The sequence below is a fragment of the Exiguobacterium sp. BRG2 genome (genome assembly GCF_031844245.1).
In the GTDB taxonomy this organism is placed as follows: Bacteria; Bacillota; Bacilli; order Exiguobacteriales; family Exiguobacteriaceae; genus Exiguobacterium_A.
In genome coordinates this window covers 1-22,269 of the sequence record NZ_JAUZUW010000001.1, presented here as the reverse complement: position 1 = coordinate 22,269, position 22,269 = coordinate 1, and the positions used below count along the sequence as shown (strand labels likewise).

Genomic DNA, 22,269 nt, shown 5'->3' with positions numbered 1-22,269 from the left:
GAACAAGTATGCAGTATACGATTACAGTCTTTTCAGATCGTGGTGAAACGTTACTCGATGACGTCTTTGAAGCAGAGACGGATGGTCAGGCACGAGAAGAAGGGATTAGACGCTTGAATGAAAGCGGTTCTGCCCATCATGCAGCTCGCGTCACACGTTCAGGTCGTCTCATTCATTTCGAGCGCGCTTACTTACCACGAATCGTTCCTGCTTCATCTTAAACCATACTAAAAAAGGAAGACGCGCTATATCGGCACGTCTTCCTTTTGTTTACTTATTGCACGTCGTCTTGTTGCTCCATCATCGGCGCGTAGAGTTCTTCTAACGGCTTCATGATGATTTGTGTGACTTCCGTCAGCATCGTATGCATCCGTTGCTCTTCTTGCATCAGCTGACTGATCAATGGATTGTTTTGTACTTCAAGCATCTTTGTTTGTGCAGATGCCATATCGTCTGGTGTAATTTCTTCACCTTGCATCTGTTTTTGTTGTAATTCGAGTTGGATGTTACGGAACGACGCGAACAATTCGTTTGATTCCGGATCTGCGTTAACTTGCGTATACAAATCTTTTAATGTCGTGTACTCCGAAGTTTCGCGTAATGCACGCTCCAGCGTGTACGCGTGATCGTATAAATTTGTTTCTGCCATGAGTAAAACCTCCAATTTGTTTAGACGAGATAAAGCCCCGCCTGTATCAATCCAATTAAACCACCTAACAACCCTCCAAGCCAAGTGATAGCACGGAATTCCCGCTTGGAAATCGATAAGACGATTTCCTCGAGATACGCAGTATCAAGCAAATCAACCTCTTCTCGAACGATTGTTTCGAGATCGAGCGTCTGAAGGATCTGCCCGATTTGATTCGTCGTCCGTTCGAATAGATGATCGATGATGACAGGTACATGTTGCTCGAGTAATTGTGACTCGAGTGGATTCAACCAGACGCGTAGCGGTGTATCAAGCATCGACTCAATCGGTAAACGTGCCATGACTTGTTCTTTGACGGTCTGTCGAATCCGCAACTCCGTCTCTTCCGTCATATAGGATGAAAGCGGACGATCCAGTCCCTTTTGCCATTCCTGACGTAATAAGGCAAGAATGAACTGAGACGTCGACTCTGATTGAAGTACCCTTTTCAGCTCCGGCTGAATCATATCGACGATGTTGACATTTGCGAGCAACATCCCGAACATCCCGCCACCCAGTCGCTGTTGGATGAAACGAGCAACGGTTTCCTCGAGTTGTAGACGTCCTTCTGGTCCGTCAAAGTATGCTTCTGCTTGGTGTAATACGGATGCGACGAGTCGCGGCATGACTTCTTCGATTTTTTGTTCTCCGCTTGCTCCGATCAAGTCGCGTACGGATTGCTCCCGCCATTTATTCATCAGACGCGAAAACTCCTGCTCCAAGTGATAACTGATTTTCCCTTGGATCCGTTGTTTTGGTTCATCAATGAAGCGACTGATCCATGCTCCTGTCGTCTCTTCCGAGCGTGTCCATTTCATGACTTCTTGTTCGACAAGACGCGTGACGGCTCCACGAACAGTTGGTGATGCGAGACGTTTCCCGATCCCTTCTGGCGTCAAGAGATGCTTGACGACCGTCCGTCCGAGATTTGCTGCCAATTCATTCCGTCGTTTTGGAATCAGACCAGGCGTGAATGGTACGCGAAATTTTCCAATGTATTTCGGTTCAAGTGGTCGAAACAACATTCGGATCGCCAAATGGTTCGTGACCGCTCCGATAAGAGCACCGATGATGACGATTCCAACAAGCTTCAACACGATTAACAAAGTGTCTGACATAAGTTATCATTCCTTCCGATTTTCGACTTATGGTAAAGTCGAGATAGTTAGTTATGTACGATTTAGGAGTGATGCCGTGTGTTACGACAACTGATGACTGTATTCAATGACCAGCTTACGACCGATCCGAATCTGTATTGCCAGGAACAGTATAGCGTATATCGTCTTACAGATGGGCTTTGTTTTGGGATCAAGACGACTGCCATATCCGACCGTGAACAACAACTGCTTGATGTATTTGCCGAGCGCATCATCACGACGTCGCGGTCAGATATCGATCTATGGCGAGAACGTCTCCAATCTGCTCATGCTGTGGAAGATCGACCATTTCGACTTGTCCACTTTTTATTTAATCCCACTGATGAACGTACGAGTGAGGAAATTCAACAGCTGCTCTCCTCTTTCTTTTCGCAGACGAGTACGCTCATTCCTTTCAGCACTCATCGTTTTACGATCATCGAACGAGAAGAATTCGTTATTGAGACAGAACTACACGATTTATTTTTAGCACTACAATCTGATTTTGTGCTCGATGGTAAGGTGTTGCTTGGTCAACAGCGTGCTACCGGCGACATTGCCGTTCAATTCCAACTCGAACAAGCAGCGCTCACCTCCGTCCCTTCCATGCAAATCGAACGTTTTTTACCTGCCATGACTCGTCTTGCAAGTCTAGATGACCAGTACCGCGCGACACTCGTCGACCAGTTCGTTCTGTCCCTCGAGCCAGAGTCTCGTGAGACGATCCTCGCTTTTTGCCGAGCTAACTTGAATGTCTCTTTGACAGCAAAACATCTATACTTACATCGGAACAGTCTCCAGTATCGACTTGACCGCTTAACGGAACAGACAGAAATCGATGTCCGGTCGTTTGAAGGAGCTACTTTCCTTTATACCTTGCTACTTGTAGCATGATGCCTAATTAAAAACGTTTGCATTTAGTCAGGTTGTCCATAGGCAGACTACCTGACTTCTTTTATACTATTTCTTGTAAGCGTTATTATTTCATCATTTACATTAGGGGGAACTACACATGGCTGAAATTCGTCTTGAACATATCGATAAAATCTACTCAGGTGATGCAAAAGCGGTTGATGATTTCAATCTGCATATTAAAGATAAGGAATTCATCGTCTTCGTTGGACCATCTGGTTGTGGGAAATCGACGACACTCCGGATGATCGCTGGACTTGAAGAAATCTCAGGTGGAGACTTTATCATCGACGGTAAACGCATGAATGATGTAGCGCCAAAAGATCGCGATATCGCGATGGTCTTCCAAAACTACGCTTTGTATCCACACATGAACGTCTTCGATAACATGGCGTTCGGATTAAAGCTTCGGAAGTTCCCGAAAGATGAAATCAAGCAACGCGTTGATAACGCAGCTCGTATCCTTGGTCTTGAAGAGTATCTCGAGCGGAAGCCAAAAGCACTCTCTGGTGGTCAGCGTCAACGGGTGGCGATTGGTCGCGCCATCGTTCGTGATGCTAAAGTCTTCTTAATGGATGAGCCGCTCTCGAACTTGGATGCTAAATTACGTGTACAAATGCGTAAGGAAATCATTCAGTTACACAAACGTCTTGAGACGACAACGATTTACGTCACGCACGATCAGACGGAAGCGATGACGCTTGCGACACGGATCGTCATCATGAAAGCCGGAATCATTCAACAAGTCGGTACGCCGAAGGAAGTCTATGATCACCCGGATAACATGTTCGTTGCTGGATTCATCGGTTCACCATCGATGAACTTCTTGACAGGTAAACTGGCAGAAGACGGTCTCTTCCAGGTTTCAGGAACAGAAGAGAAATTCGAAGTGCCAGAAGGAAAAATGAAAGTTCTCCGCGACCGCGGTTACACGAATAAAGATCTCGTCCTCGGAATTCGTCCAGAAGACATCCATGCGGAATTGATCTACCAAGACACTAAAACAGCACATCGTTTCCCAGCGCATATCGAAGTTTCTGAATTGATGGGTGCAGAGTCTTATCTCTACTCAAAAGTCGGACAACAAGCATTCACGGCACGTGTCGATTCACGTTCACATGTCGAGATGGGATCACAGCTTGATCTCTTCTTCGATATGACAAAAGCACACTTCTTCGATGCTTCAACAGAAGCAACGATTCGTTAATCACATCATCGATCAGTTATGATGTTTCAGACTGTCCATTTAAGGGCAGTCTTTTTTTATTGACAGACGTTCCTGTAACTTTGTATGATACTGCTTGTAGCTTAAAATTAATCCTATTCGAAAACTAGGAATTGAAATCATTCATTTATAAAAGGAGAGAGCGCTATGAAACACGGTTTGAAATTAGCTGTAGCAGCATTATCGACAGCGGGGGTGCTTGCAGCATGCGGCGCTTCGAACGACAACGCAGGTTCTGGTAAAGAGTCAAAAGTCATTACAGTCGGAACAGAAGCAACATACCCACCATTCACGTACAAAGAAAAAGGAAAATTGATGGGTTATGACGTAGATGTCATGAACGAAGTCGCAAAACGTGCTGGCTATAAAGTCGATTACAAAGCGATGGACTTTAAAGGACTCATCCCGGCACTCGATTCAAAACGAATCGATGTCATTGCGAACCAAATGGGTATCACACCTGAGCGTCAAGAAAAGTACGCTTTTTCTGATGCGTATACAGTCTCTGGCTCAACGATCATCGTCAACAATAAAACGAACGACATCAAAACACTCGACGACTTAAAAGGAAAGACAGTCGGTTCGACACAAGGTTCACTCTATGCCAAAACGGCTGAAGAAGCTGGCGCGAAAGTGAAATACTACAAAGGTGCGAACCAAGTCTTAAAAGATCTTGAAGCAGGTCGTGTTGATGCAGCCATGAACGATCGCCTCTTCGTTTTGACGGAGTTGAAAAAAGCGGGTTATAAAGTCAAAGCTGTCGGTGAGACGTTCGATAAGAACGAATCTGGCTTCATGATGGCGAAAAATAGCAAGTATACAAAAGACTTCAACAAAGCACTCGCTGAGATGCAAGAAGACGGCACTCTTGCAAAAATCGGTAAGAAGTACTTCAACGAGGATATCAGTAAGTGAGTGAATTACTGACGATCGTCCGAGATAACTCGGACGTCTACGCAAAGGCGATTGGCACGACCCTTCTAGCAAGTGGTCTCGCCATCGTCTTTGCGCTTATTCTCGGGTTGATTCTTGCCGTCATGCGTGATAGCCGCGTTGCCGTTTTCAGCGGTTTTGCACGTTTATACGTCTCGTTCTTCCGCGGAACGCCACTCTTGTTGCAAATCTTGATTCTTTATAATGGTCTCGTCACGCTTCAATTGACTGGATTCCAAGCGCTTGCCTTCGGTTTGTCGCTTCACTTTTCCGCATATATTTCGGAATCGTTCCGCGCTGCCATCTCCTCTGTCGATCGTGGACAATGGGAAGCTGCTGACTCACTTGGAATTCCGCGTCGCAAGACATTCAAGGACGTTATTTTGCCGCAAGCACTATCTCGAGCGATTCCACCGCTTTCGAACTCTGTCATCGATATCATCAAGTCGACATCACTTGGTACGATCGTTGCTGTAGAGGAATTAACGTACGTCTCTGACCAGATTTCAGCGACGACATACCTCGTCATGCCGCTACTTTTGTTCTCCGCTGCTATTTACTGGATCATGTCAACACTTATTCAAAGCGTCCAGCATCGTTTAGAAGCACGTTTCAGCATTCCAGAATGAATTTTTCACACTTGGAACCGTTAGGATTTCAAGTGTATTTTTTTAGATTTTTTGAGGTTTAGCACTAGTCAATCCGGGAATAATCAAGTATACTAATAAAAATCAGAATTATCTGACAAATTACAAAGGAGCGTGGCCGAGATGAAACAAGTAATTGAAGCTTTCCGTAGACAAGATGCAGAGCAGCGAATTCCAGTGCTACGTCTCGAAATCGATTATGAGCTCAGTACGCTCTTCGATGCGATTCAAGCCAATGACCAAGCTGGCATGTCAGCAAGTAAAGATCGTTTAGATAAATATCGTCAGGAGATGCTTCGCTTAGAAGCTTAACCTCATAGATCTCCCATCTCTCCTCCCCCTTGAGATGGGACTTTTTTTGTTTTACTGTTATTCTATTCATAAACGAAAGAGAGGATCGTTTCCAGATCGTGTACTGGTCGATCCTCTCGCTTCATTTCTTAAACAGAAAATACTTTATGCGTTTATTTCTGTCTCACAGTCTAGATTAATCGACATCACGACCTCGTGATGCCTTCAAAATCTCAAACCATTGCTCGCGCGTCAACGACAGCTTCGTCGAACGAACAGCAGATTCGATGCGTTCAATCTTACCAGAACCGACGATCGGCATGATACGTGCTGGATGTTTAAGTAACCATGCATATGCGACTTCGTCGATTTCTTTTGCCCCGATCTTTTCAGCGATCTCAGCTAATTTTTCACGTAACGGTGCGTATCGTTCGTCCTTAAAGAGACGACCGCCCGCAAGCGGACTCCATGCCATCAATGGCATCTCATTTTCATGACACAGATCGACGGATCCATCCTCGAAATGTTTCAGTTCCGAAACCGATAACTCGAGTTGGTTCGTCACGAGCATGAACGGTAAGCGTGATTGTATAAGACTCTGTTGCGCAGGTGTATGGTTCGAGAGACCGAATGTCCGTACCTTTCCTGCGTCCTTCAACTCTACGAACGCTTCAGCAATCTCGTTCGGATCCATCAATGGATCTGGACGGTGAATCAACAACGTATCGACATACTCGACACCGAGTTCTTGAAGAGAACGATTGACTTGTTTGATGATATGCTCTTTCGTCGTATCATAGAACGATAATGACTGATCCGAGAAATGGTTCCCTTTCATCTTGATGCCCGTCTTCGTGACGATCTCCATCCGGTCACGTAATTCCGGTTTTAAGGCAAGAGCTTCCCCGAATAAGCGTTCATTCGTATAATCGCCATAGATATCTGCATGATCAAACGTCGTAATTCCTAAAGCAAAGCATGCTTCAATCAATTCAAGACGCTCTTCCTTCGTCATTTCCCATTCATTCAATCGCCACAGACCATGAATGATCCGTGAGAATGATAAATCTTCTGTTAGATGAATCCGTTCCATGTTTCTTCCACTCCTCTATCGTATGAACTCTATCTCGTTTACTGTACCTCAAAATGGTAACGGTTGCACGAATTTCAATTTTCAATGCTCTAAGACAAAAAACAGGATTCCGTCATCGACGGAATCCTGTTTAGGACTTATTGAATTTGCTCGACTTCCTGCATGACTTCATCTTCGATTTGCTGACGTTTTCGTGTCGTCTCAGCAGCATCTGGTGACGTGACGCTGAAATAGAACTTAATTTTTGGTTCCGTGCCCGATGGACGAAGGCAGAACCACGATCCATCACTGAGCGTGAACTTCAAGACATTGGATTTTGGCAGATTGATCGGTGAGGGTTGATGTGTCTTCAGATCGTGAGCGATGCTCGCATCATAATCCTCGAACAAGACGACCTGTTCTCCAGCCACTTGTTTTGGTGGATTCTCACGGAACGTATCCATGATACGACCAATCTGTGCCACGCCATCCTTCCCTTTGAGCGTCAGAGAGCGGAGTGACTCTTCAAAGTACCCGAACTGCTCGTAAATCGACTGTAATGCCTCATAGAGCGTCCGTCCTTCTTTTTTGTGATACGCAGCCATCTCAGCAGCTAACAAGCACGCTTGGACGGCATCCTTGTCGCGGCAGAAGTCCCCGATGAGATATCCATAGCTCTCTTCATAGCCGAAGAGATACTCATATTGACCCGATGCATTGTATTGTTTGATTTTTTCCCCGATGAACTTAAAGCCTGTCAACGTGTTCTCGACATGGAGATCATAATGACGTGCAATCAACGCACCTAGTTCTGAAGTAACGATTGTCTTCGCGACAAATCCGTTCTCTGGTAGTGTCCCCTGCGCCGCTTTTTGTGAAAGGATGTAGTCAAGCAACAATGCCCCCGTCTGATTCCCTGTCAAGACTGTCCATTCTCCGTCTGCATCACGTGTTGCTACTCCGACGCGGTCAGCATCGGGATCCGTCGCAATCAAGATATCGGCATCTGTACGATCTCCGTATTCGATCGCCAGTTTAAAGGCAGCATGTTCTTCCGGGTTCGGTGACGTCACGGTCGGGAATGCACCGTCTGGCTCTGCTTGCTCCTTGACGACTGTCACGTGTTCGAAACCGTAACGTTTCAAACCTTCTGTTACCGGTACAAGACCTGTTCCGTGAAGTGGAGTGAAAACGATTTTTAGTGGATCGGCTAATTCCGATTGGATTGAAGGTAAGACACGAATCGTCTGTAATTTTTCTTGATACGCTTCGTCAAGTTCTTCGCCGACACGGACGATTAAACCGTTCGCACGAAGGACTTCTTCTTGCTCAAGTTCAATCGACAGCTCGTCTTCGATTTGACTGACGTACGATACGAGTTCATCCGCTTCTTTTGGTGGAAGTTGTCCACCGTCGTCTCCGTACACTTTATATCCGTTGTATTCTGGTGGGTTGTGACTCGCTGTGATGACGATCCCGCCCGCTGCTTGTAAAGACCGAACCGCAAACGAAAGTTCTGGTGTCGGACGTAGACCGTCGAACAGATACGCTTTGATGCCGTTACTTGCGAGCGTCCGTGCCGCCTCCAGCGCAAATTCTGGTGAGAAATGGCGTGAATCGTGTGCGATGACGATTCCTTTTGCTGCCGCTTCTTCTCCTGATGCCTTAATGAATGCTGCGAACCCTTGTGATGCTTTTCGAACCGTGTACACATTCATCCGATTCGTTCCGACACCGATCTCCCCGCGCATACCACCTGTTCCAAACTCGAGTTCTTTATAGAATGCTTCTTCAGCTGCTTTTTCATCCGCTGCTAGCGTGACGAGTTCTTCTTTTAATGTACTGTCGAGATCAGCGAACTGATCCCATTTTTGATAGGTTTCTTTCCATGACATAGTAAATCGACTCCTTTTTGAATGAGGGTAAGACTTGCGATGATGCGATACCTTTCATATGATTAACACTAGAAAGGGTAAGGTGATGAGGCATGTTTCCTACGATTCAAATGGCAGACCTTCAACAGCTCGTCCGTACGGATCAGATTCGCTGGTTTGACTGCCGCTATGACTTACAACAACCTGAATATGGACGAAATGCTTTCTTAGAACAACACGTCGAAGGTGCACAGCACCTGGATTTAACGACTGACCTTTCTGGTCCAATCGATGAGGTCGGCGGTCGGCATCCGCTTCCTTCAAAAGAAGCGTGGCAACACACACTGGAACAGCATGGTGTGACCCCGGAAGACTTCGTCGTTTTGTATGACGATGGTTTTCCGTATGCCGCTCGTGCATGGTGGTTATTTAAATGGATCGGACATGAGCGTGTCGTCGTTCTCGAGGGCGGATTCTCCTCTTACCTAGCGTTCGATCTTCCGGTTACAGACGAGACTTTTACTTATGAACCCTCTCAGTACACGCCGCGTTTCCAAGACGAGATGCTCGTCTCGTTCGAAGTGCTAAAGGATCAGCTGACAGAAACGCTGGTCATCGATTCCCGTGCGCCCGATCGGTATCGCGGAGAAATCGAACCACTCGATCATGTCGCCGGACACATTCCCGGTGCCGTAAATTGTTACTTTGAACAAGCACTCTCACCAGATGGTCGTTTACGAGATGCGGAAGATTTGAAAGAACTATACGCCGACATCCTGCCGGTCACGGCACCTATCCTCTACTGCGGAAGCGGTGTGACAGCGTGCGTCAATGTCATCGCTCTCCACTCACTCGGGAAAACCGATGTCCGGCTTTACGCCGGCTCTTATAGTGATTGGGTCAGCCGCGGTGAAGACGTCTCCCGTTCGTAAACATCAGACGCTGACAGAAACATCTGTCAGTGTCTTTTTGTTTAGAGTTGAATTGGTTTGATGTTCCAGATCGCATTCGCATACTCTTTAATCGTTCGATCACTTGAGAACACACCTGACCGAGCAATATTAAGAATGACACGTTTATACCATTCTTCCGGTTGCTGATACATCCGATCGATACGTTCCTGCGCTTGTTGATACGACATGAAGTCTTTCAGGATCAGATACTCATCATTATACGTCAATAATGAATCGTAAATTGCTTGGAATTCACCCGGAGCAAATAATGTCCCGTCGACGAGACTATCGATGATTCGTCGCAACTCGGGTTGGGCACTGTATTGATCATACGCACTATAACCGCCGTATTGCTTATAATTCATGACTTCCTGCGGCGTTAAGCCGAAGATGAAGATGTTCGCATCCCCAACTTCATCTCGAATTTCGATGTTCGCTCCGTCGAGCGTTCCAATCGTCAAAGCGCCATTCATCATGAACTTCATATTGCCGGTTCCAGAGGCTTCATAGCTGGCAGTCGAAATCTGCTCACTGACATCACTTGCCGGGAAAATCTTTTCAGCAAGCGATACACGATAGTTTTCTAGGAAGACGACTTTCAAGTATGGGCTGACCTCTGGATCCTGATTAATTAAGCGAGCTAACGCATTGATATAACGAATGACTTCTTTTGCATAATGATAGCCTGGCGCTGCCTTTGCACCAAAGATGAATGTCCGCGGTGTCATCGTAAAGGAACGGTCTTCCTTCAGACGATAATAGAGCGAATGAATGTGTAACGCATTTAAGAGTTGACGTTTGTACGCATGCAATCGCTTGACTTGAACATCAAAAATCGAGGTTGGATCCACGACGATACCTGTTTCCTTTTCAATGAGCAACGCTAATTCTTCCTTACGCTGAAGCTTGATCCCGGCGATGTCCTTCTGCAGTGCTGAATCCTCTGCCCATTTCGTCAATTTTTGCAAATCGGACGGATGCTGAATCCAACCATCCCCGATCGCTTCTGTCACACGGTTTGCCAGTGCTGGGTTCGATGAGAGAAGCCAGCGACGATGTGTAATCCCGTTCGTCTTATTATTAAATCGAAGCGGAAACATCTCATAAAATAGTCGCATCTCGCGCTGCTTCAGAATCTCAGTATGAATCTGAGCGACACCGTTCGTTGAATGCGTGCCGACGACAGCCAGATTCGCCATGTTGATCCGATCGTCCGCGATGATGGCAATATCTCGCATATGTGCTTCCATGTGTGGATAGTTTGCCAGCACATCTTTACAGAAGCGTCGGTTGATTTCCTCGATGATGAGATAGATGCGTGGCAACAAGCGACGGAACAAATCGACCGGCCAGCGCTCGAGTGCTTCTGACAGTAACGTGTGGTTCGTAAACGACATGACACTCTTCGTGATGCGCCATGCTTCTTCCCAGCCAAATCCTTCTTCATCGACAAGAATCCGCATCAACTCTGGAATCGCGACGACCGGATGTGTATCGTTGATATGGATAGCGATATGGTTGCCGAGTTGCTTCAGTGAATGATTTCGCTTTTTAAAGGACGTTAAGATACTCCGTAATCCAGCAGAGACGAAGAAATATTGTTGCTTTAGACGCAACTCTTTTCCTTCATACGTCGTATCATCCGGATACAAGAACTCTGAAATCGTCTGAATCGATTGTTTATGTGCCAGTAAATCTTTATAGTTCCCACGGTATTGGCTAAGTAATTCATCATCATCAAGTGGGGACTCAGCACTCCAGAGTCGCAGGTTATTGACAACCTTGTTTTGATAGCCAACGATCGGCATATCGTACGGAACAGCACGGACGATTTCCGTCGGTTCATGATGGACGCGATACCCATCATCGACTTCTTCGAGCCACACATGTCCACCGAATGAAACATCGACCGCTTTATCAGAACGTCTAATTTCCCACATGTTTCCGTTCTTCAGCCAGTTATCCGGTAGCTCGACTTGATAGCCGTCGATGATTTTTTGCTTAAAGAGACCATACTGATATCGGATACCGTTCCCATGTCCCGGTAAACCAAGCGCAGCCAAGGAATCAAGAAAACAGGCTGCGAGACGACCGAGACCTCCGTTCCCAAGTCCAGGTTCCGGCTCTTCTTCTGTCAGATCACTGAGCTGATATCCGAGTTCTTCTAGTCCCCGTTCCACATCCTTTAAGACGTCAAGGCTTAATAGGTTGTTATGCAGGAAACGTCCGAGTAAAAACTCGAGTGAAAAGTAATAGACTTGCTTACTTTTTTTATGGGTATATGTTTCCTTTGTCCGTAACCAATCGGTCGTGACCGTCTCACGTACCAGATAAGCAAGCGTCTGATAGATATCGTTTTCTGTTGCTTCCGTTATTGCCTTGCCATGCATCGAAACGAATCGTTCCGTAAACCTCTCCTTGAACTTCTCTTTATCTTTGAACATGACGTAACTCCTTTTCCCAGTGATACGATCAAGTGGCGGACGGTGCAATCAAACGATATAACGCCAAGTATTCGTCGGCTGAACGCAACCAACTGAAATCCTCATTCATCGCCGTCTCAATCAAGTGCTCAAAGACCGGGCGATCATGATAGACCTCGATGGTACGTTTAATCGCTTCTAAAAACTCATGTGCATTATAATTCGCGAACGAGAATCCATTTCCTTCTAACGTAAACTGATTGAATGGCTTGACCGTATCACGAAGACCACCTGTTTCCCGGACGACTGGTAAACAGCCGTACTTCATCGAAATCAACTGACTGAGACCACATGGTTCAAAACGCGAAGGCATCAAGAAGGCGTCACTGCCTGCATAGATTCGTTGCGCGAGACCAACGTCGAACCCGATGTAAGAAGCGATTTTGTCTGGACGAATCGATGTCGCATGATGGAACAACCCTTCATATTCCGCTTCACCTGATCCAAGGATGATGAACTGCGCATCGAGTTCAAACAAATCTGGCAAGATATGCGCGAGCAAATCAATCCCCTTTTGGTCGACGAGACGAGAAACGAAACCAAACAATGGTACATCCGGATTGATGGGGAGACCTAGTTCTTCTTGTAAGGCAGCTTTGTTCTTCGCCTTTCCTTCCGTGACGGTATCGACCGAATACGTCTCAACGAGATGCGTATCATGTGCAGGATCAAATTGACGATAGTCGATTCCATTCAAGATTCCGCGTACGTCGACAGCACGATGTTGTAAGACGGGTTCAAGCGTCTCACCGTAATATGGATCCATGATCTCATCACGATATGATGGACTGACTGTCGTGATTTGATTGGAATGGACGAGTCCTGCCTTCATGTAATTGACGAGACCGTTATGAGCAATACCATCGGCTGTGAAGTGTTCATGACTCAATCCAAGTAAGTCACCGAGTACTTCCTCCGGGAAAACACCTTGATATTGTAGATTGTGAATCGTAAAGACCGTTTTAATGTCTTGATAGCGCTCTAGGTGCTGATAATGGATCCGTAGGAACGCCGGAATCACACCTGTTTGCCAATCGTGACAATGGATGATGTCCGGTACTTCTTTCCGATCGAGATGTTGAATCATCTCAAGAACGGCACGTGAAAAATACGCAAATCGTTCCGCATCATCGTAATGTCCATAAATGACACCATCGCGTTTGAAATAGTACTCATTATCGATGAAATAGAACGTCACACCATCTTGTTTTAATCGGAGCACAGCACCAAATTGCTGTCTCCAGCCAACTGGTACGATGAAGTCGAATAAAAACTCCATTTCTAATTTGTATTGTTCCTTGATTTGACCATAATTGGGTAAGACGACCGAAACGTCTGCCCCTTCCTCAGCAAGCGCTAAAGGGAGCGAGCCGACGACGTCAGCTAGCCCCCCTGTCTTGATGAAGGGTGTCGCTTCCGTGGCAGCAAACCATACCTTCATGAATGACATCTCCTTTAAACGATTGTTTGTTTTTTGATGACGATTGGTTCTTCTACCGTACCGCGAATGACTTGACCGCGTTTGACGGTCACTTCTTTGTCGAGAATCGCGTACTCAACGACCGCGCCTTCTTCAATGACCGATTTTTGCATGATGATCGAGTTTTTGACGCGAGCATGCTTTCCGACTTTAACACCACGGAACAGGATGCTATCCGTCGTCGTGCCTTCTAACTTACAGCCGTTTGCGACGAGTGAGTTCTTAATCGCTGAACCTGGCAAGTAACGTGTCGGCGGTTCATGCTTGATTTTCGTGTAGACATGCTGGAAGTCGTTGATTGCTCCCCACTGTTCAAGCAATAGCATGCTCTCACGGTAGTATGAACGAAGTGAGTGGATGACTTGTGATGTACCACGATATTCATATCCATGTACATGCAAGCGATTTAGCTGCGAGCGGATGATACTTTGTAGTAAATCGTACTCACCACGCGCAATCGCCTCATCAATCAAACGAACGAATAGGTTCTTCGATAGAACGACCGTTTCCATGTAGAACGTCTCATCAGTTGGCTGGAACCCTCGTGATCCGATTGCAGTCACGCGGTTCTGCTCGCCAAAGCGAATTGGACGGCAGTATTTGCAAGGCAGTTCACGTTTCGTATAAACGACTGTGATATCCGCATTCGATTCTTTATGTTCGCGCAAGACATCACGATAATCTACGGCTGATAAGATGTTCGAACCAGAGACGACGACATAGTTCTCCTTGCTGCGCAGGAAGAAATCGCGATGAAGGTGGAAGTTTGAGAGATCTCCCCGGAACTCATTCGCATCTTGTGATAATGCAGGCGGGAAGATGTAGAGTCCACCGTTTGAACGGTCAAGATCCCACTCTTTTCCTGAGCCGAGGTGATCCATCATCCCACGATATTTTTCAAGCGTAAAAACTCCGATGTTCGCGATATCGTTTTGTACCATGTTCGTTAATGTAAAATCGATCAATCGATAACGACCCGCAAATGGCACAGCTGCCAAGTTACGATGCTCTGTTAGTTCTTTGAAAAATCCTTCTTCACCACTTAGATTGATGACGCCTAATAAATCGACCTTCATTCGAATATCCCCCTTATTGAATTGCTTCTTTGATGACTTCGTTCTTTTTAACGATGCTGTCTGCTTCAATGACGAAGACTTCTCCGTCCGGAGATCCAATCGTCGCACCATCTTCAACGATGACACCATCTGCTAAAATCGCCCGGTGAATCGTGACGTCTCGTCCGATTTTAACGTTCGGGAAGATGACTGAGTCTTTGACGAGTGATCCTTCCGCTACTTCTACACCATGGAAGAGGACTGAATGATTAATTTCACCTTCGATATGGCATCCTTCATTGATGATTGATGATTCGACCGTTGCAGTGTTCCCGATATATTGAGGTTGTTGGTTCGGGTTGACAGAATAGACTTTCCAAGATGGATCGTATAAATCAAATTCTGGTTCTGCCGTCAACAAATCCATGTTTGCTTCCCAGAGCGATTGAATCGTTCCGACGTCTTTCCAATATCCTTTGAATTTATACGCACGGATATTCAGATTTTCAAAGAGCATGTTCGGAATGATGTTCTTACCGAAGTCGAAGCTTGATTCCGCATCCCCTGCATCTTGAATCAAATGACGCTTCAATACATCCCAGTTAAAGACATAGATTCCCATCGATGCGAGATTTGATTTTGGATTCTCTGGCTTTTCTTCGAATTCATTGATCCGGAGATCATCGTCGGTATTGAGAATTCCGAATCGTGGTGCTTCTTCCCATGGGACTTCACGTACAGAAATCGTCACGTCAGCTCCACCAAGTCGATGCTCCTCGATCATTTTTTCATAATCCATTTTATAAATATGATCGCCTGATAGGACGAGTACATAGTCAGGGTCGAATTGGTTGATGTAACTCATGTTTCGATAAATGGCATTCGCTGTTCCTTCATACCAGTTCTTTCCATTTTGAGCTTGGTAAGGAGGTAGAATCGTTAAACCACCGTTACGTCGATCTAAATCCCACGCACTCCCGATTCCGAGATAGCGGTTCAATTCAAGTGGTTCATATTGCGTTAACACGCCGACTGTATCGATTCCTGAGTTCGTACAGTTCGAAAGCGGGAAATCAATGATGCGGTATTTTCCTCCAAATGCAACAGCTGGTTTTGCAGTATGTTTCGTTAAAGCTCCCAGACGTTTCCCTTCTCCGCCTGCAAGTAACATCGCAACGACATTCTTTTTAGCCATTTCGTCCCCTCCATTTATGCTCTTTTTTTCAGACAATTTGAGTTATAAAATCCGCAGATACTTCTATATACCCAATCTTTTCTCTTTTTAATATAACATTCCTGCAAAATAGGTTTATTAAAATACAAAAATCTAAAAAAAGTCTACTGATTTCTCCATAAAAGTCCGATAATAGGAATGAAATGGCTTTTTGAAAGGAGTTCTCATGCGAATCACCACCGGATATCTCGTCTTATTTGGTCTTGCGACGATGCTTGTATTTTCCTTATTTTCAATTAAAGATGAGTTGAACACAGCACGTACATTTTTTTTCTGGGCCGACGAACAGACGACACGACATCCCCTGACCTCCTACCAACCGATCACTGTAACGTACGAAAATAAACAGGTCGAGCTTTATGATGGATTACGACGGGATGACTTGACGCCTCAAACATTACCCAAAAAAGTCGAGCAAGCGTTTGTAGCAATCGAAGATCAACGTTTTTATCAACATGACGGTTACGACATCACAGGAATCTTACGTGCATTTACTAAAAACCAGTCTGATTCTAAATCCCAAGGCGGAAGTACGATCACACAACAACTAGCAAGAATGACGTACCTATCAAACGAAAAAACGTATACTAGAAAAATAAAAGAGCTGTTAATCGCTGTTTCTTTAGAACAGAAATATTCTAAAAAAGAACTAATGACGGCGTATGTCAATCAAGCATATTTCGCGAATAATATTTACGGGATCGAACTGGCTGCAAAATCATATTTCAATAAGCCAGCGCGCGAGTTAAATTGGTCTGAAATCTGCTTTTTGACAGCGATTCCGAACAATCCGTCACTCTACGATCCGCTTCGTTTTCCTGAAAATACAAAAAAACGTCAGCAACGAATCGCTCAAGCATTAGTGCGCGATCGTGTACTGACGAAAGATTTTACTATTTCTCATGTGACACCTCGATCCTATAAGCCGCGGGTTCCTTATCCGGACTATATCGATGCAACCGTCCAAGCTGCCATCCGGATGACCGCTCAACAGCACGGATGGAGTGAGAAGCATGCTTCGGAATATCTACATCAACAAGGTGCGATCATTTCGACATATCTCGACTCAGCCGAGCAACAACGAGCTAAAGAAGCTCTTCGTCGTCTACCAGACCCGATTGAGGGAGCCTATGTTGGCATTGATGGACAAACACATGGGGTTACGGCTTTAGTCGGCTACAAATCAAATTTGACCGGTCAGTTCAACCGAGCAGTGCAGTCGTACCGACAACCTGGTTCAGCCATCAAACCGTTACTTGTCTATGGTCCTTATCTCGAGAAGACGAAAGCTCGATTGTCGAGTACGTTAGACGGTAGTCCTGTCTGTATCGATGGATACTGTCCATCAAATAGCGGAAATCGGATCCTTGGACAAGTGACGATTGCCGATGCGATCGCTTATTCTTATAACACACCAGCGATTCGTGCTTTTGCTGTTTCTTTCCAAGAAGGATTGAAGTCCATCCGTCCGTTCCATTTCAGTCAGTGGACACGGAAGGATGATGCCTTCACGAGCGCTTTAGGCGGTTTGCAGTACGGCATTAGTCCGTTTGAACTAACAAATGCTTATACCGTATTCGTGAATGACGGGCTCTATCGACCGGCTTCGATGATTAAAAGTATTACGTTTCGAAACGGAACGGTCGAACGACCGCAGGAAAAGGAACAACGGATTTGGTCCAGTCAGACGAACCGTGAATTACGGGCTGGTTTAAAGAATGTCATGACGTATGGAACAGGGCGCAAAGGATACGATCCTTCCGCGCGCTATATCGGAGGAAAAACAGGAACAACGAATGATAATAAGGATATGTGGTTCGTCGGTATCAAAAATCAACACATCGGGGGTATTTGGTTAGGAGCTGACCGTCCCCGCCCTTTCCCTGCTGAAGCCAATGCAACGTTACAGGTCCAGACGTGGGCGACGATTTTACGTCCTTGAGTCAACTCGGAAATAAAATTGCTTCTCCAAAGGAATTGAATAAGGTCAGACCAACCCATGATAGACCAGCGAGTAGAACGCCCCAGGCTAAGAAGGAGAAGATGATCAACCCAACAGCTCCAGCCGCACTCGTCATTTTACTAATCTGTACCGTGTAAAAGATAAAATAGATGAAGAAGGATACAAGCAATACAATCCCGACGTGCAAGAAGGACGTCATGAAAGCAAAGCTGACACATCCTCCGACGAGCAGGAGAATACTGCCCGGACGTAACATACCGAGTGTCGTTCCCTCTTGTTCTTTGATGAAAAAGGCGAAACCGAGCTGATTGATCGTGTCCGATAGTAGTTTAAGCGAACTAAAGATCATGAAATAGACGATCAAAAAACCAAGCCAAACGACGAGCTTCGTATCACGTGCCGTCAGTAGCTGGAGCAGTTCATCGTACACGCCGACTTGATCGAGCCAATGCAATGCAAGTTCCGTCGTCGCGATCGCAAGGGATGTACTAAATAACAAGATGCTGATCAGTGGGGCATAACTTAATAGGTAAACGTTCGTACGCATGTGGAGTCTCCATTCATAGAAAATTCATATGTAGCACACAATTTCACTTACAGGTATACTATAATAGATTATATCGGTTCAAGAGACTGAAGGGGGAAACAAAAATGGCATTTATCTTAATGGTCGGCGTAAGTCTTGCGTTTTTGACAGCAATCTTCACTGCAGGCTACAACAAAAAACCTGAAGGTAACGAATAACTCATAAAAGCTCCATCCTGAATCAGGATGGAGCTTTTGCTTTACAGAAGACCTGCGTATCCTTGCTGACGTAATGCTTCATAGACGATGATCGCTGCCGTGTTCGAGACGTTCAGTGAACGAACGAGATTCGATTGGGGTAAACGGATACACCGTTCTGCGTTTGAATCGATGACTTCAAGCGGCAATCCTTTTGTTTCCCGACCAAAGACGAAGAAATAGTCCTGTTCAACGTCCGATAAGTCAATCTGACTTGGGTACTGTTCCCCGTATTTCGTAATATAGTAGAAAACACCTTCCGGATGTTTTTCCCACAGTTCTTCTAACGAATCATGATAACGGACATCGACAAATTCCCAGTAGTCAAGACCCGCACGTTTAAGTTGCTTGTCGTCTGTCGAGAAGCCGAGCGGTCGGATCAAGTGAAGGACGGAATGCGTCGCTGCACATGTTCGCGAAATATTACCTGTATTTTGAGGAATTTCCGGTTGATACATAACGACATGAATAGCCATGGTTCAATTCTCTCCTATCTCATGCGCTAAAAGCGCTTCTTTATGGGCAATTCCGCTTGCGAAACCCGTCAATTTACCAGTCGCCCCGATGACACGGTGGCATGGATAAATCAATGCGATCGGATTCCGATTCAAGGCACCGCCAACAGCTCGTGCTGCCTGTGGTTTTCCAATCATTCGAGCCAGTTCACCATAACTGATCGTCTGACCGAACGGAACGGTTCGCAAAGCTTGTAACACTTTCCCTGCAAATGGTGTGACACGCAACTGACAAGGAAGCGCATCAAGCGCTTGTACCTCTCCTTGTGCATAACGATCAAACGCCATACGCCAAGCTTTCGGTAATGTACCCTCGTCTGTCTCTTTTGCTAAATAGGTCCGAGCACGATCTTTATTCAATCCAAAGTCGAGGTACACGATTTGCTCTTTTCCCCATGCGACGAGCAATGTACCGAACTCATAAGTGAGCTGTTGAAATGGCATCTGCTTCCCCCCACTCTTCAATTAACCGTCGTCCTTCTGTCTGAACATCCACTGCAGTATCCGCTAAAAGACGGGATTCGATGTACGACTTCTCATCAATTCCGCCAATCCGACCGACTGCCCAGAGTGCAAGCGCCCGCATGTCTTCGCGGGCATCTGTTTCCGTCATTAACCGTAGCGCGTCAATCGCACTCTTGTCTCGATAATGGACGAGCGCACAAATCGCATTACGTTGAATCGGCTTCTTACCACGCCATGCTCCGGATAATGTTCCGAAACGACTCTTGAACTCACGGTTACTCATTGATAAGAGTGGAACAAGGAGCGGTTTGACCTGCTCCGGATCCGGTTGTAGTTCAACATGATGTGTCGCATTCTTCTTCCGGTTATATGGACATACTTGCTGACACGTATCACACCCATACAGACGGTTCCCAAGTGCCATCCGAAACGGTTCTGGCAGTAGCGTTTTCGTCTGTGTTAAAAATGAGATACATCGTTTAGCGTCGATGACACCAGGTTCAACCAACGCATCCGTCGGACAAGCATCGATACATTTATTGCATGTTCCACATAATTCTTCGACTGGCTGATCCGGCGGCAAGACGAGGTCAGTAATCAATTCACCGAGATAAAGATACGATCCGTGCTCTTCACTGATGATCGAGCAATTTTTACCACTGAATCCAATACCTGCTCGTTCTGCTACTGCACGATCGACGAGTTCTCCTGTATCGACCATCGAGCGCGTCCTTGCACCTGGACTCAACTGTTGAATTTTTTCTTCAAGCAACGTCAAACGTTGTCGCAACGCCTGATGATAATCCAGTCCCCAGGACGATCGACAAAAAATACCTCGCCGCTCCCCTTCCTTGCCACGAGGTGCATTTTTGAGAGTACTTGGATACGCGACCGCAATGGCAATGATCGAAGCCGCATCTTCTACGAGTAATGAAGGAGTCGTTCGTAGATCGAGATCGGGCTCTTCAAAACCAGAAGCAAATCCTTTCTCCTGTTGGGCTTGAAGTCGACGTTTTAAGACAAGAAAAGGGTCAGCCGTCGTCACCTTCAGCTCATCGATTCCAATCTCAACTGCGTACTCTTGTAAAGCCAATTTCAATTGTACACCATCCATTACGACACGCTCCTTTCCTCTTAAGATTCCTTCCTAAACAAAAAGAGCAAGGTGTCAGCGAAAACGACACATTGCTCTTTTAGGTAAGCGGGTGAAGGGAATCGAACCCTCGTCATCAGCTTGGAAGGCTGAGGTTTTACCATTAAACTACACCCGCATGATCAGGTGAAACATCAGATTGTGTAAAAAGTATAAAGCGGGTGAAGGGAATCGAACCCTCGTCATCAGCTTGGAAGGCTGAGGTTTTACCATTAAACTACACCCGCAAGATACCGGTGGTCGGAATCGAACCGACACTCCAAAGGAACACGATTTTGAGTCGTGCGCGTCTACCAGTTCCGCCACACCGGCACAATCTCTTGCAAAACTATTTAATTGAGAAATAGTTGGAGGCGCCAGTCAGAATCGAACTGACGATAAAGGAGTTGCAGTCCTCTGCCTTACCACTTGGCTATGGCGCCACTCATTGGAGCGGAAGACGGGATTCGAACCCGCGACCCCGACCTTGGCAAGGTCGTATTCTACCACTGAACTACTTCCGCTTGAAAAGCTGGGCTGGAAGGGATCGAACCTTCGCGTGCTGGAATCAAAATCCAGTGCCTTACCACTTGGCTACAGCCCAATAATAAGAGGGCGACTGATGGGAATTGAACCCACGAATGCCGGAATCACAATCCGGTGCGTTAACCACTTCGCCACAATCGCCATGGTAAACAGGGGCAGCAGGAATCGAACCCGCGCTGACGGTTTTGGAGACCGTAGTTCTACCGCTAAACTATGCCCCTATGGTGGTGGGGGGGGGCGGATTCGAACCGCCGAACCCGAGGGAGCGGATTTACAGTCCGCCGCGTTTAGCCACTTCGCTACCCCCCCACAAATGGGAAAATCATGTTGTTAATAAAGATGGTGGCTTTGGACGGAATCGAACCGCCGACACAAGGATTTTCAGTCCTTTGCTCTACCAACTGAGCTACAAAGCCTTAACAATGGCGGTCCTGACGGGATTCGAACCCGCGATCTCCTGCGTGACAGGCAGGCATGTTAACCGCTACACCACAGGACCGTATGTAATTGCGGGGGCCGGATTTGAACCGACGACCTTTGGGTTATGAGCCCAACGAGCTACCAGACTGCTCCACCCCGCGACGCTATAAATGGTGACCCGTACGGGATTCGAACCCGTGTTACCGCCGTGAAAGGGCGGTGTCTTAACCGCTTGACCAACGGGCCATTCTGAATTGAAAGTGATGATGGCGGAGAGCAAGGGATTCGAACCCTTGAGACGCTTTTGACGCCTACACGATTTCCAATCGTGCTCCTTCGGCCACTCGGACAGCTCTCCATTGTACGTGGTGAAGAAGTAATAAATGGCTCCGCAAGTAGGATTTGAACCTACGACCTACCGGTTAACAGCCGGTTGCTCTACCGCTGAGCTATTGCGGAACG

The 22,269-nt window shown here is 46.3% G+C and carries 20 protein-coding genes and 15 tRNA genes; 8 read left to right on the top strand and 27 right to left on the bottom strand.

Translation table 11 applies throughout. The features are described from left to right. Positions 1-8 precede the first annotated feature (8 nt). The gene (locus Q9R23_RS00175) at positions 9-221 is read left to right on the top strand and encodes a YhzD family protein (protein WP_311246223.1); all 213 of its coding nucleotides are present in this window, start codon (positions 9-11) and stop codon (positions 219-221) included. Positions 222-274: 53 nt separating this feature from the next. Here the strand turns inward: Q9R23_RS00175 and Q9R23_RS00170 are convergent, their stop codons facing one another. Both Q9R23_RS00170 and Q9R23_RS00165 read right to left on the bottom strand, forming a co-directional pair. Then, complete coding sequence (locus Q9R23_RS00170; RefSeq protein ID WP_023467337.1) at positions 275-649, bottom strand: YlbF/YmcA family competence regulator; 375 nt, start codon at positions 647-649, stop codon at positions 275-277. Between the two features lie 20 nt (positions 650-669). Beyond that, positions 670-1,806 (bottom strand): DUF445 family protein, encoded by a 1,137-nt coding sequence (locus tag Q9R23_RS00165; protein WP_290755160.1) that lies wholly within the window; start codon positions 1,804-1,806, stop codon positions 670-672. Positions 1,807-1,884: 78 nt separating this feature from the next. Between Q9R23_RS00165 and Q9R23_RS00160 the strand changes: the two genes are divergently transcribed. The 5 genes from Q9R23_RS00160 to Q9R23_RS00140 all read left to right on the top strand — a co-directional run bounded on the left by Q9R23_RS00160 (position 1,885) and on the right by Q9R23_RS00140 (position 5,853). Next, positions 1,885-2,718: a helix-turn-helix domain-containing protein gene (locus tag Q9R23_RS00160; RefSeq protein WP_214856768.1), complete on the top strand. Its 834-nt coding sequence runs from the start codon at positions 1,885-1,887 to the stop codon at positions 2,716-2,718. A 118-nt stretch (positions 2,719-2,836) separates the two neighbouring features. Then, positions 2,837-3,943 carry an ABC transporter ATP-binding protein gene (locus Q9R23_RS00155; RefSeq protein ID WP_214856770.1) on the top strand — a complete coding sequence of 369 codons (1,107 nt, stop codon included), beginning with the start codon at positions 2,837-2,839 and terminating at the stop codon, positions 3,941-3,943. A gap of 165 nt (positions 3,944-4,108) precedes the next feature. Next, positions 4,109-4,876 carry a transporter substrate-binding domain-containing protein gene (locus Q9R23_RS00150; RefSeq protein ID WP_214856772.1) on the top strand — a complete coding sequence of 256 codons (768 nt, stop codon included), beginning with the start codon at positions 4,109-4,111 and terminating at the stop codon, positions 4,874-4,876. Beyond that, on the top strand, positions 4,873-5,523 hold the full coding sequence (locus tag Q9R23_RS00145) for an amino acid ABC transporter permease (RefSeq protein ID WP_035409432.1): 651 nt from the start codon (positions 4,873-4,875) through the stop codon (positions 5,521-5,523). The genes Q9R23_RS00150 and Q9R23_RS00145 overlap by 4 nt, the downstream gene beginning before the upstream one ends. 141 nt (positions 5,524-5,664) lie before the next feature. After that, on the top strand, positions 5,665-5,853 hold the full coding sequence (locus Q9R23_RS00140) for a hypothetical protein (protein ID WP_035409434.1): 189 nt from the start codon (positions 5,665-5,667) through the stop codon (positions 5,851-5,853). A 175-nt stretch (positions 5,854-6,028) separates the two neighbouring features. Here Q9R23_RS00140 and Q9R23_RS00135 read toward each other — a convergent pair whose 3' ends face one another. Next, complete coding sequence (locus Q9R23_RS00135; protein ID WP_311246222.1) at positions 6,029-6,925, bottom strand: aldo/keto reductase; 897 nt, start codon at positions 6,923-6,925, stop codon at positions 6,029-6,031. A gap of 137 nt (positions 6,926-7,062) precedes the next feature. Next, the gene (locus tag Q9R23_RS00130; RefSeq protein ID WP_056059933.1) at positions 7,063-8,799 is read right to left on the bottom strand and encodes a phospho-sugar mutase; all 1,737 of its coding nucleotides are present in this window, start codon (positions 8,797-8,799) and stop codon (positions 7,063-7,065) included. A 92-nt stretch (positions 8,800-8,891) separates the two neighbouring features. Between Q9R23_RS00130 and Q9R23_RS00125 the strand changes: the two genes are divergently transcribed. Then, entirely contained in the window at positions 8,892-9,710 is an 819-nt protein-coding gene (locus tag Q9R23_RS00125) for a sulfurtransferase (protein ID WP_290782437.1), read from the top strand. A 41-nt stretch (positions 9,711-9,751) separates the two neighbouring features. Here the strand turns inward: Q9R23_RS00125 and Q9R23_RS00120 are convergent, their stop codons facing one another. The 4 genes from Q9R23_RS00120 to Q9R23_RS00105 are packed head-to-tail and all read right to left on the bottom strand — an operon-like array spanning position 9,752 to position 15,944. After that, positions 9,752-12,175: a glycogen/starch/alpha-glucan phosphorylase gene (locus Q9R23_RS00120; RefSeq protein ID WP_311246221.1), complete on the bottom strand. Its 2,424-nt coding sequence runs from the start codon at positions 12,173-12,175 to the stop codon at positions 9,752-9,754. 28 nt (positions 12,176-12,203) lie between these two features. Further along, positions 12,204-13,655, bottom strand: coding sequence for a glycogen synthase GlgA (gene glgA / locus Q9R23_RS00115; protein WP_311246220.1), 1,452 nt, complete (start codon positions 13,653-13,655; stop codon positions 12,204-12,206). Positions 13,656-13,669: 14 nt separating this feature from the next. Further along, the gene (gene glgD / locus Q9R23_RS00110) at positions 13,670-14,770 is read right to left on the bottom strand and encodes a glucose-1-phosphate adenylyltransferase subunit GlgD (protein ID WP_214856778.1); all 1,101 of its coding nucleotides are present in this window, start codon (positions 14,768-14,770) and stop codon (positions 13,670-13,672) included. A gap of 13 nt (positions 14,771-14,783) precedes the next feature. Then, a complete protein-coding gene (locus tag Q9R23_RS00105; protein WP_311246219.1) occupies positions 14,784-15,944 on the bottom strand; it encodes a glucose-1-phosphate adenylyltransferase in 1,161 nt (386 codons plus the stop codon). Positions 15,945-16,149: 205 nt separating this feature from the next. On the opposite strand from Q9R23_RS00105, the gene Q9R23_RS00100 reads away from it, so the two are divergent. Next, positions 16,150-17,925 (top strand): transglycosylase domain-containing protein, encoded by a 1,776-nt coding sequence (locus Q9R23_RS00100; RefSeq protein ID WP_311246218.1) that lies wholly within the window; start codon positions 16,150-16,152, stop codon positions 17,923-17,925. A gap of 1 nt (position 17,926) precedes the next feature. On the opposite strand, the gene Q9R23_RS00095 is transcribed toward Q9R23_RS00100, so the two are convergent. The 19 genes from Q9R23_RS00095 to Q9R23_RS00005 form a co-directional block, all read right to left on the bottom strand. Further along, a complete protein-coding gene (locus Q9R23_RS00095; RefSeq protein WP_035409453.1) occupies positions 17,927-18,493 on the bottom strand; it encodes a DUF5366 family protein in 567 nt (188 codons plus the stop codon). Between the two features lie 238 nt (positions 18,494-18,731). Next, positions 18,732-19,205: a tRNA (uridine(34)/cytosine(34)/5-carboxymethylaminomethyluridine(34)-2'-O)-methyltransferase TrmL gene (trmL, locus tag Q9R23_RS00090; RefSeq protein ID WP_290782445.1), complete on the bottom strand. Its 474-nt coding sequence runs from the start codon at positions 19,203-19,205 to the stop codon at positions 18,732-18,734. A gap of 3 nt (positions 19,206-19,208) precedes the next feature. Further along, the gene (locus Q9R23_RS00085) at positions 19,209-19,688 is read right to left on the bottom strand and encodes a methylated-DNA--[protein]-cysteine S-methyltransferase (protein WP_311246217.1); all 480 of its coding nucleotides are present in this window, start codon (positions 19,686-19,688) and stop codon (positions 19,209-19,211) included. Next, complete coding sequence (queG, locus tag Q9R23_RS00080) at positions 19,663-20,823, bottom strand: tRNA epoxyqueuosine(34) reductase QueG (protein ID WP_214856786.1); 1,161 nt, start codon at positions 20,821-20,823, stop codon at positions 19,663-19,665. Before queG ends, Q9R23_RS00085 begins: the two co-directional genes overlap by 26 nt. A gap of 86 nt (positions 20,824-20,909) precedes the next feature. After that, positions 20,910-20,980: transfer RNA gene (locus Q9R23_RS00075), tRNA-Gly, on the bottom strand. A gap of 38 nt (positions 20,981-21,018) precedes the next feature. Then, positions 21,019-21,089 (bottom strand) — tRNA-Gly (locus Q9R23_RS00070). Between the two features lie 4 nt (positions 21,090-21,093). Next, positions 21,094-21,174 (bottom strand) — tRNA-Leu (locus Q9R23_RS00065). Positions 21,175-21,210: 36 nt separating this feature from the next. Next, a tRNA-Cys gene (locus Q9R23_RS00060) sits at positions 21,211-21,284 on the bottom strand. Between the two features lie 6 nt (positions 21,285-21,290). Next, positions 21,291-21,365: transfer RNA gene (locus tag Q9R23_RS00055), tRNA-Gly, on the bottom strand. Positions 21,366-21,373: 8 nt separating this feature from the next. Continuing rightward, a tRNA-Gln gene (locus Q9R23_RS00050) sits at positions 21,374-21,445 on the bottom strand. 10 nt (positions 21,446-21,455) lie between these two features. Continuing rightward, positions 21,456-21,528 (bottom strand) — tRNA-His (locus tag Q9R23_RS00045). A gap of 9 nt (positions 21,529-21,537) precedes the next feature. Beyond that, positions 21,538-21,608 (bottom strand) — tRNA-Trp (locus tag Q9R23_RS00040). Between the two features lie 4 nt (positions 21,609-21,612). Then, positions 21,613-21,696 (bottom strand) — tRNA-Tyr (locus tag Q9R23_RS00035). A gap of 31 nt (positions 21,697-21,727) precedes the next feature. Further along, a tRNA-Phe gene (locus Q9R23_RS00030) sits at positions 21,728-21,803 on the bottom strand. Positions 21,804-21,810: 7 nt separating this feature from the next. Then, positions 21,811-21,886, bottom strand: a tRNA-Asp gene (locus Q9R23_RS00025). 8 nt (positions 21,887-21,894) lie between these two features. Further along, positions 21,895-21,968, bottom strand: a tRNA-Met gene (locus Q9R23_RS00020). A gap of 10 nt (positions 21,969-21,978) precedes the next feature. Continuing rightward, a tRNA-Glu gene (locus Q9R23_RS00015) sits at positions 21,979-22,053 on the bottom strand. 21 nt (positions 22,054-22,074) lie between these two features. Then, positions 22,075-22,165: transfer RNA gene (locus tag Q9R23_RS00010), tRNA-Ser, on the bottom strand. 26 nt (positions 22,166-22,191) lie between these two features. Next, positions 22,192-22,266 (bottom strand) — tRNA-Asn (locus tag Q9R23_RS00005). Positions 22,267-22,269 lie beyond the last annotated feature (3 nt).